This is a genomic window from Halomonas sp. (genome assembly GCF_052095695.1).
In the GTDB taxonomy this organism is placed as follows: domain Bacteria; phylum Pseudomonadota; class Gammaproteobacteria; order Pseudomonadales; family Halomonadaceae; genus Vreelandella.
Genome location: NZ_JBQDLQ010000168.1, coordinates 1 through 3,063, shown reverse-complemented (window position 1 = coordinate 3,063; position 3,063 = coordinate 1). Strand labels below are relative to the sequence as shown.

Annotated in this window: 3 protein-coding genes; 1 reads left to right on the top strand and 2 read right to left on the bottom strand. The window is 55.3% G+C overall.

Going from position 1 to position 3,063, the window contains the following annotated elements:
* Both dnaX and grxD read right to left on the bottom strand, forming a co-directional pair.
* Positions 1-1,474 (bottom strand): DNA polymerase III subunit gamma/tau (dnaX, locus tag ACTH5D_RS17720; RefSeq protein WP_441673532.1); only part of this gene is annotated, 1,474 nt, incomplete at its 3' end.
* Between the two features lie 30 nt (positions 1,475-1,504).
* On the bottom strand, positions 1,505-1,855 hold the full coding sequence (gene grxD / locus ACTH5D_RS17715) for a Grx4 family monothiol glutaredoxin (protein ID WP_235039757.1): 351 nt from the start codon (positions 1,853-1,855) through the stop codon (positions 1,505-1,507).
* Between the two features lie 156 nt (positions 1,856-2,011).
* Here grxD and argF point away from each other — a divergent pair, with 156 nt between their 5' ends.
* Entirely contained in the window at positions 2,012-2,932 is a 921-nt protein-coding gene (gene argF / locus ACTH5D_RS17710; protein WP_441673530.1) for an ornithine carbamoyltransferase, read from the top strand.
* Positions 2,933-3,063: the final 131 nt, after the last annotated feature.

The window sequence follows — 3,063 nt, the reverse complement described above, 5'->3', positions numbered from 1 at the left end:
CTGGCTCTGGCTCTGGCTCTGGAAAAGATGCTGGTTCGGGTGCAGAAACAGGCGCAGACTCGGGCTCGGGACCCGTCACTTCGGTGTCAACTGACCAAGGTGGCGGCTCTTGAAGTGGCGGCTCCTCTTGAATCACAGGCCCTTCAGGCTCCGCCTGAGAAGGCTGGGCTGAAAAGGCCGCTTGAGGAGCAACTTCTACACGCTGATCACTCTCTCGGTGGCTCTCACTGGGCGAGGGCTCAATAGGTGGCGAAGGTGCGGGCACAGCAGAGGATGTGCTCGCAACCTGGGCGGCAGCATTGGCATCACCCGCGGCTTTTTCGGAAGGCTCACTTCTCAGCGGTAGCGGCGTACGCGGCGGCTTCGGCACACCCTGGGGTCTAAAGGCCAGCATTCGCAGCAGGGTCATCTCTAATGCACTGCGTAAATCTGGCGCGTGCACCATATCGCCACGGCCTTGAATGCCAATTTGATAATAAAGTTGAATATCTTCAGCGGTAAAACGACTCGCCAACTGTAAGATCACGTCACGATCGCCATGGCCATTATCAACGGCGTCCGGCACCATCTGCGCAACCGCTAAGCGGTGCAACATATTTGCAAGCTCATCCAATACAGCGGCAAAGTCAGGGCCCTGCTCCGCGAGTTGAGATACTTCTGCCAGCAGCCGCTGCACGTCGACATCGGCTAGCGCTTCTGCCAGCCCCAAAATATGGCGATGATCCAGCGTGCCCAGCATGGAGGCTACATCAGCGTGTCGTATCGCGCCTTGGCCAAATGCGATGGCCTGATCCGTTAAGCTCATGGCATCACGCATTGAGCCTTCGGCGGCCTTACCCAGCAGCCACAGTGCACTTTCATCGAACGCAACACCTTCTTCACCCAACACATATGTCAGGTGCTCAACCACTCGCTCAGGCGGCATGTGCTTGAGCGTAAACTGGAGGCAGCGTGAGAGCACTGTCGGCGGCAGTTTTTGCGGGTCGGTAGTCGCCAGCAAGAACTTAACGTGCGGGGGTGGTTCTTCTAATGTTTTCAGCAGCGCATTAAAGCTGCTGGTGGAAAGCATGTGCACCTCATCAATCAGGTACACCTTATAGCGTCCTTGGGTGGGCGCGTACTGCACGTTATCTAGCAGCTCGCGGGTATCCTCCACCTTCGTTCGTGAGGCTGCATCAACCTCAATCAAGTCAACAAAACGGCCTTCATCGATGGCCTGGCAGCTCGCACACCGGCCGCAGGGAGTCGAGGTAACGCCCTCCTCTCCACGCCCCTTGGCGGTGCAGTTCAAACACTTGGCAAGAATACGCGCCAGCGTGGTTTTACCCACGCCGCGAGTGCCGGTAAACAGATAAGCATGATGCAGGCGGCCTTGATCAAGAGCATTGACCAAGGCGCGCTGAACATGGGCCTGGCCCACGAGCTCGTGGAATGTGCGGGGTCGCCACTTGCGGGCCAGAACCTGATAGCTCATGAAGCTGTTTTTCCTTCGAGAGGGTAATGCTTAAGCGTTGTCGCCGCCTTCTACCGCACCAGCGCGCTGGGCAGCGGCTTTTACTAGCTTTTCCAATTCGCCGTTTTGATGCATTTCTACCACGATGTCACAGCCGCCTACGAGCTCACCTTCAACCCACAGCTGGGGGAACGTCGGCCAGTTAGCAATTTTCGGCAGCTCGGCGCGAATATCCGGATTATCGAGGATATTAACGAACGCAAAACGCTCGCCACAGCTCATCAATGCTTGAATAGTCTGGGCAGAAAAGCCGCACTGTGGCAGTTGCGGAGATCCTTTCATGTAGATGAGGATTGGGTTTTCGCTAATTTGGCGCTGAATGTTTTCGGCAGTCGTGCTCATACAATTTTCCTCGCATAAAAATAGCCGGAGCCCACTCACTAATGCTCGAGTGGAACGCTAGGCTTAACGTGTAGGCATCATTCTACGCATGCCATTCGCGTTGCGCATCCCCTGCCGCATCGCTAGGATAGTGTTTTTGCGCGGAGAGAAGCCCCTATGGCGACACGCCATTTCCTGACCTTGCTAGATTTGTCCCCGGATGAGCTGGACTATTTAATCCAACGCGCCATTACGATTAAGACCAATCTTAAGGCCCAAGGCCCTGTTTATACACCATTATCCAACCGCACTCTGGCGATGATCTTTGAAAAATCATCAACGCGCACGCGGGTGTCGTTTGAAACAGGAATGGCGCAGTTTGGTGGCCACGCACTATTTCTCTCTCCCCGCGATACGCAGCTAGGCCGCGGCGAACCGATTGAAGACACTGCTCGCGTACTGTCTGAGATGGTCGACGCGGTGATGATCCGCACGTTTTCACACGCGGGGCTGGAAACGTATGCCAGCGCCAGCAGTGTGCCGGTCATTAACGCGTTAAGCGATGACTATCACCCTTGCCAGCTACTTGCTGACGTAATGACCTGGACCGAGCTACGCGGCAGCGTTAAGGGCCGTACCGCAGTATGGATTGGCGATGGCAATAACATGTGCCATTCATGGATCAATGCTGCCCGCCAGTTCGGCTTTCATCTGCGCGTATGCTGCCCGAAAGGCTACGAGCCCCGCGCTGACATTATGGCGGCCGCTGGTGATCACGTTAGCATGCTGCATGACCCTCAGGCAGCGGTCAAAGACGTTGATTTAATCACCACCGATGTCTGGGCTTCAATGGGGCAGGAAGAAGAACAGGCTAAACGCGAAGCAGACTTCGCAGGCTTCCAAGTCACCGAAGCGATGCTTGATGTCGCCCGCCAGGACGTGCTGTTCTTGCATTGCCTGCCAGCTCATCGCGGCGAAGAGATTAGCCTCACCCTGCTCGATGATCCTCGTGCGGTCGTTTGGCAAGAAGCGGGCAATCGTTTACACGCACAAAAAGCGCTTATCGAGTTTTTGCTATTAGGGAAAATTGCAGCTTAGCCGCTGACATTAAGACAAAATAAAGCCTCGCTTAAACCGCGAGGCTTTTTTATCGATGATCGATAACATTTAATATAATGGTGGAGCCTAGCGGGATCGAACCGCTGACCTCAACACTGCCAGTGTTGCGC